3 protein-coding genes are annotated in these 7,164 nt (G+C 61.0%); 2 read left to right on the top strand and 1 reads right to left on the bottom strand.

What is annotated here, in order from left to right; genetic code table 11:
* The coding region (locus C9424_RS20540; protein WP_161958267.1) for a carboxypeptidase-like regulatory domain-containing protein at positions 1-2,308 on the bottom strand (2,308 nt) is incomplete at its 3' end.
* Between the two features lie 781 nt (positions 2,309-3,089).
* Here C9424_RS20540 and C9424_RS20535 point away from each other — a divergent pair.
* Positions 3,090-4,853 (top strand): O-antigen ligase family protein, encoded by a 1,764-nt coding sequence (locus C9424_RS20535; protein ID WP_161958266.1) that lies wholly within the window; start codon positions 3,090-3,092, stop codon positions 4,851-4,853.
* Positions 4,854-5,028: 175 nt separating this feature from the next.
* Positions 5,029-7,047, top strand: coding sequence for an RCC1 domain-containing protein (locus C9424_RS20530; RefSeq protein WP_116768686.1), 2,019 nt, complete (start codon positions 5,029-5,031; stop codon positions 7,045-7,047).
* Positions 7,048-7,164: the final 117 nt, after the last annotated feature.

Below are 7,164 nucleotides of genomic sequence, written 5' to 3'. Positions count from 1 at the left end.
CGCCGACGACGACGCCGTTGGCTTTCCACTGGTAGGTGAGCGTGACCGGGGCCGGTCCCCAGGTGCCCGGGACGGCAGTCAGGGTCGAGCCGACCTTGGCGGTGCCCGTGATCGTCGGCACCGGCGCCGGAGACAGCGCCGGCAGCGCAATGACTGCGGTGGTCGCGGCGGAGGTCTTCGCGGCGGTGGTGTAGCCGGTCTTAGTGCCGGTGACGGTGACGGTGAGGGTTTTGCCCGCGTCGGCCGCGACGGGTATGTAAGTGCTGGCGTTGGCGCCGACGACGACGCCGTTGGCTTTCCACTGGTAGGTGAGCGTGACCGGGGCCGGTCCCCAGGTGCCCGGGACGGCAGTCAGGGTCGAGCCGACCTTGGCGGTGCCCGTGATCGTCGGCACCGGCGCGGTCAGGGCGGCCGTCGCGGGATACGAGAGGTTGAGGGTGGATACTTTCCCACTGGTGACCTTCACGGGGACGGCTTGAGCTTCATTGCTTACGTTGCCGGAGTACAGATTCCCAAGGCCCGCGTTTCCGCTGAAGACTTTTACGATGTAGTTGCCGGTGCTGAGGCCCGGGATAGAATATTTTCCGTTTGTGTCGGTCATGGAGCTGCGCGTGACGAGAGATCCGTTGAGTGTGTAAGCCTGAACGGTGGCGTTTATGAGCGGTTTGCCGGTCTTGTCGAGGACCGTGCCGCCAACCGTCCCACCCAAGGCGAGGACGGCGTTGATGTTACCGGTTGCCTTGCCGGCGAGGACGGTTACGGGTGTGGCCTGGCCGAGGCCAGCTGATTCCGGTTTGCCTTGGTAGAACTGCGCCTCTTCCATGGAGTATCCGCTGGACCGGTTGAATGCGACCTTGTAGGAGCCAGCGGCGAGGCCCACGACACTGAACGCGCCCGGGCTGACGTATGTCTCCTTGACGTTGTTTCCGGCGGCGTCTAGAACGCTGACAGGGTAATAGCGCATGGAACCTGCGATGGTTCCCGTGATGGAACCGCCGATATTGGAGGTGAAGTTGATGGCGGGTTTATCGATCCCCGTGGTCAGGGTTAGCGCCGTAGCGCTCTCAAATGTGGTCCCACCCCCGTACCACTGGTCGATGAGGCCTGTGTCGTATCCGGCGAACTTCACTTTATAGCTGCCGGCGGGCAGGCCAATAATCTTGTAGGTTCCGTCGGCGGCCGCATACGCCAAACCAGTAGCAAAGGCGCTCGAGTCAGTCCTATAGGCCTCGACGGCGACGGTGGTCAGGTCGATGCCGGCCGGAACTGTGATCTTGCCGCTGATGGTGGCGCCCTTGACGAGGGTGGCGTCAATCCCGGCGAGGTCCTGGCCGGTGGTGACGGTCACCGCGGTGGCGGTGCCGTAGGAGGTGGCATTCTTGTACCACTGTTCCAAGGCGCCCGTGTTGTAGCCGAAGAATTTCAGTTTGTAGCTGCCGGCCGCGAGGCCAATGATCTTGTACGTGCCGTCAGGTCCCACAGGCGCTCCGACGGGAGACGTTTCATCTGGGCCGACAGATTGGCTCTTATATGCCATGGCCCACATGGCGTTGAGGTTTGTGCCGGGTGGGGCTGTGATCTTTCCGCTGATGGTGGCGGCCTTGACGAGGGTGGCGTTGATCCCGGTGAGGTCCTGGCCGCTCGTCAGAGTTATGACGCTCGCGGTGTCGAACGATGCGGCTTTGTTGTACCACTGTTCCAAGGCGCCATAGCCAGTGAATCCCAGCTTAAAGCTGCCTGCGGTGAGGCCGGTGATCTTGTAGGTTCCGTCAAGGCCCACCAACGCCGTTGCAGCAATGGAGCTGGCCGAGTCGCTCTTGTACGCCACTACGGCGACGGTGGACGGGTCGACGCCGGTCGGGACCGTGATCTTGCCGCTGATGGTGGCGGCCTTGACGAGGGTCGCATTGATCCCGGTGAGGTCCTGGCCACTCGTCAGGGTTATGGCACTGGGAGTGGTGAACGGAGCGACATTGCTGTACCACTTTTCCAGGGCGCCCGTGTTGTAGCCGCCGAATTGTAGCTGATAGCTGCCTGCGGCGAGGCCGGTGATCTTGTAGGTTCCGTCGGTGCCCACAGACGCCGTTCCGGCAACGGAGCTGCCCACGATGACCCGGAACGCCTGTACGGTGACGGAGGTCAGGCTGACGCCGGGCGGGGCTGTGATCTTGCCGCTGATGGTGGCACCCTTGACGAGCGTGGCATTGATCCCGGCGAGGTCCTGGCCGCTGGTCAGGGTTATAACGCTCGCGGTGTCGAAGGAGGCGGCGTTGTTGTACCACTGCTCCACGGCGCCCCCGGTGCTCATGAAATTCAGTCTGTAGCTGCCTGCGGCGAGGCCGGTGATCTTGTAGGGTCCTCCCCCGCCACTCACAGCAGTCCACGCAGCAGGAGAGGTACTTGGGTCGGTCGTGTATGCCTGTACGACGATGAGAGAGGTCGGGTCTAAACCGGCGGGAACTGTGATGTTGCCGCTTATGCTGGCAGTCGTAGTTCCTGCTGCACTGGCAGGAGCGCCTCCAACAAAGAGCAAAGCAAGGGCTAGCGCGAATACGATAGCCAAATGCAGACGCAATTTCTCCACGCAGCGCAGCATGTTTCCCCCCAAAGATTATCCGCGCCGGTTCAGCCCCTGTCCTGCCGAATCATGCGGTATTGAAATATGGCGTCAGTCTAGTCGGCGCATCGGTTTATTACCTAGCTTTCTTCCGGATGCGGTTGACCGAAATCGTGAACGGGGAACCAGCGTCTGTCTTTACCGATAAGGGCCTAGGCTAGTGGGAAATCAGCCGGGTTGATTGTTTTGAAGACGGTGCGTTGCCGGTTCGGTGTCTGATCGGATGATCTCCCGGACGGAGAAAGCCATCACAGTCCTGCCAATGTCGCATTCCACGTATCCGACGAATTCTAGAGGGAGAACACTTTCCGTGGTAGTTAGTGATGACCCGGGATTATTGGGGAACATGGCACGGGCCTTAGCCGCGGCAACTTCACGCTTGCCCACTGTGTGTATCGCGCTGACTGCTGGTTCAATTCTGGCCGTCCAACCCGGCGGCCTGTTCAGATTCGTTTGGATCAAACTCCTGGTCATGACCATTGCCGTTCTATTCGGCATTCTGTCGCCTGCCGGCGCCCAGATACCGCGTCCGCTCAAGTTCCTTTTCACCGTCTGTGGCGCTTGGATTCTTGCCAGTGCCTTGGCATCGGAAAATCCGGCGGCGAGCATCGCCGGCCGCTGGCCCCGGTACGAGGGAGTCTTGACCATCAGCCTGTACTTGGCCATCTTCATCGTCGGAGCGAAACTGCTGGGTGGTAACTCGTCTCGTCATCGGTGGATGACCCTGCGCCGGTCGTTGGCGGTGGTATCAGTTCCATTGTTTGCAGTCTCCGCGCTGGAGGCTGCCGGACTTCGACCCCTAGGTGGGGGTGCCGATGACCGTCCCGGGGCAACCCTTGGCAACGCCACCGACCAGGGCATCATCGGCTTCATCATTGCGGGTCTCCTGTGCACACCATCACTGTCTGAACGTGGCTGGATGTTGTGGCTGAGGCGGGCCGGACTGGCCTGCGGATCAGCGGTAGCAGTCTTGTCAGGTTCGCGGGCGGCAATCGCTGGCTTGACGTTGGTCATCCTGTATTCCGCCGCCGTGCGGATGAAAGCGCGGTCGTGGTCCGGGGTGCGAACCGCCGCTGGCGTCGCACTGATTACGGCGGCCCTGGCCTCAGCCGTCTTCGTCGTACCGGGGACGCGGGACCGCCTGTTCTCCGGAGGCACCGTTGACGGACGATTCCTCCTGTGGGGTAGAAGCCTTGATTTGATAAAAGATCACACACTCTACGGCGTCGGACCCAGCGGCTTCGTGGATTCCCTGCCCGCATACCTGAATGAGGAATGGGCCCGAACCGTCGGGGACAGCTACCCAGTCGACTCGCCACACAATTGGCTGCTTCAAGCATCGGCCGCAGGCGGCCTTCCCCTCCTGCTTCTTGTTCTGGCATCAGTGGCTCTCTGCGCGTGGACGGTCCGCGGCCGCCTTCGGGAGACTGACGATCCCGTGCTGCAGCGCTACCTGAAAGTGTCGCTCGTTGCCGTTACGGCCTACGGGCTGGCACTCTTGACGCACTTCACCTCCATTGGCACCACTGGCCTCGTAGCCTTCATATGTGGTGGGCTCATGGGACGGGAGAATCCTCTAGCTGCCCAAGCCGGGGCGTCGACGCCAACACGAAAATACAGCTCGCCGCATCTCAGGCAACGCTTTCCGCGCATCGGAGCCCTCGCCCTTGCCGCCGCGTGCCTGGTAGTGATCATTCCTGCCATGATTGCAGAATTGCCAATGAGCACAGGGGTCAAAGCCGCCCGAACCGGCGACGCTTCCACAGCCGAGCAGTCCTTTCAATTTGCCCGCGCTCTCCGACCTTGGGACAGCGACACGTCCCTACTCGCTGCACAAGCATTTGCCGAACGCGCGACGACAGGAGATGCGCCCGCGGCCCAGCACGCCATTGAATGGGGCCGGATCGCCCAAAATCAAACTCCCCACTCTCAAGAGGCCGGCCTCGCTCTAGCGATCGGTTACATTTACAGCGGCCAGCTGGAAAACGGAAAGGACCTGTTGGACACTCTGCTTTCCGAAGCTCCAAGCTCAACCGGCCTCTACGTTCAACGTGGATTAGCATCTTTTGGATTGGGTCGCACAGCCGAAAGCATCGACGATCTTGAACGGGCAGCCTCTCTCGACCCGAAACTAGACACTCCGTGGCGAATACTTGCCGGAATATATCAGCGTCTCGGCGATCTTCGGGCCGCCCAGACGGCCCTCGAGCATGCCGAAACACTAACCCCACGCTAGGACCTGCTGTGCCACTGCGAGTCGGCCACGCGGCGCTAGTTCTGCCGCGACCCTATTGACAGCATATTTTTCTGTTCGATAGAACTTGGGGGCCTTCGGCTTGGGGAAGCAGGAAGGTCCGCGGTTCGACACAGGATCCGGGAGCCGACTGCATGGTCTCAGAAAGAAGCTGATCATGTTTAATCGACGCTTTCGACCCATCCTTTCCGCCCTCACGATTGTCCTTGTATCGACTTCAATAGCCGGAACGCCTGGCGTGGCCATAGCTGCAACTCCAGCTGTTCCTTGCGGCGACATCAACCTCATCGGCCTCGCCGGCAGCGGGGAGCTTGACAGCCCCGCCTCTGCTGGACCGGACAATCTAGGTTCAGTTGTGGGGTCTCTCGCGGACAAGCTGGTGAATCTGTACTCCGGGTCAACAACCACGGTTACAAAGCATGGTGTTCCTTATCAAGCAGTGAGCGTGATCGGAGCGCTCCAGTTCTTCCCAAACTACGACCCGTTCATTTATCAGCGCAGCGAAACCGATGGCGTATCGAACTTGCTGAAGTACCTGGCTGACTTCCGGAACAGCGGCTGTAAGGGTGCCATAGTCCTGGGCGGATACTCCCAGGGCGCCGATGCGGTCGTGGACACCTATTTGTCATTGCCGGCGTCTTTCCGGCGGCAGGTCGCCTCCGTGGTTCTGTTCGGTGATCCACGGTTTCGGCCGGCGGACGTTGTCGATCAGGAGCCGTACAACCATGCCGGCCACGGCATCCTTGGCATTCGAACAACCCCACTGGACACTGACCTGCCGACTGTCGATCGTTTCCCTGCCAAGACGGCCAGCTTCTGCCTGAACGAGGATCCGGTTTGTGGTGCGACGACGGTCCCAGCCACCGTCTCAGAACTCAATGACTGTAGACAGAGTGGTCTATTTTGCGCCCACAAAAATTACGCGGGTACTTCGACCGACAAAGGCTCAAGGTTCGCTGCAAAGCTACGGGAAGCTGTCAACATAGCCACCGGCCAATACTCGGCGACGACCTATGCGCTGAAGAGTGACGGGACAGTGTGGGCTTGGGGGTCAAACCGTTACGGACAGCTCGGGACCGGCACAACGACCAGCTCACTCTTCCCTGTGCTGGTCAAAGGCCTAACCGGCGTCAAGGCAATAGCCACGGACGGTTTCCGGACGTTTGCGATCAAGACAGACGGGACAGTCTTGGCATGGGGGGAAAACAATGGACAGCTCGGTATCGGTACGACGGCCATTGCAACGAAACCAGTGCAAGTCAAGGGTCTTTCCAGCGTTCAAAGCATCGCGATCAGCTCAAATGCAACATACGCACTGAAGACCGACGGGACCGTATGGGCCTGGGGCGCCAACTTCTACGGGCAGCTCGGCAACGGAACCAAAACCACGTCGTTGTCCCCCGTGCAGGTCAAGGGTCTGAGCAACATAAAACGCCTTTCTCCGACGTTCGAGTCGGCGTATGCACTCAAAACGGATGGGACCGTATGGGCCTGGGGCGACAATTCGGGGGGACTACTTGGTACCGGAACCGGCACGGATTCAACTACGCCAGCCCAGGTCCACGGAGTCAGCGGGGTAGGGGACATCGCAGCAGGGGGTGGGGGTGAAGCCTACGCAGTGAAGACTGACGGAACACTTTGGGCCTGGGGTGGCAACGCCTTTGGCCAGCTGGGCAACGGCACCAAGACCACCTCGACTTCGCCCGTTCGAGTTGCCGGAGTGGCCGGAGTTCAGAAGGTCATAGCGGACGGGTATTCGACATTTGCGATTAAGACCGACGGGACCGTTTGGGCATGGGGAGGCAACTTTCATGGCCAGCTAGGCACGGGCTCCATCGCAAGCGGAGTCCCGACTCCCGCGCCCATCCCCGGGCTGGGCGGCGTCAAAGACGTCATCATCGCCGGGTACGCCGCGCACGCGGTGAAGATCGACGGGACCGAATGGGGCTGGGGCAGCAATTTCAATGGTGAACTCGGCAGCGGAACCAGCGGAGCGGACCGTCCTTCTCCCGTGCAGGTAAAAGGTCTCACAAGCGCCAAGCAAGCCGCAGCGGACGGCAGCTCCGCGTTCGCGCTGAAGAAGAACGGAACGGTTTGGGCCTGGGGATACAACGGAGCCGGGGCGCTCGGGAACCGCAGCACCACCAGCTCGAGTGTTCCGGTCCAGGTGGGTTGAGTCGAGAGGAGACCCCGGCGGGCGATGAGTTCTCTCCTGATTCGCCATGGCGCGCGCCGTCTCAACGCACTGCTGGACGGCGTGCGCCAGAACACCGCTGAAGGCTAGCGCGCCACC

The sequence above is a fragment of the Arthrobacter sp. H-02-3 genome (assembly GCF_003097355.1).
Classification (GTDB): domain Bacteria; phylum Actinomycetota; class Actinomycetes; order Actinomycetales; family Micrococcaceae; genus Arthrobacter; species Arthrobacter humicola.
The sequence above is the reverse complement of the archived record's forward strand: the minus strand, read 5'-3'. Positions and strand labels throughout refer to the sequence as shown.

Bases quoted from the DNA above. Each gene is read 5' to 3' on its own strand.
- C9424_RS20535 (WP_161958266.1), top strand. From the start codon at position 3,090: ATGACCATTGCCGTTCTATTCGGCATTCTGTCGCCTGCCGGCGCCCAG.
- C9424_RS20530 (WP_116768686.1), top strand. From the start codon at position 5,029: ATGTTTAATCGACGCTTTCGACCCATCCTTTCCGCCCTCACGATTGTC.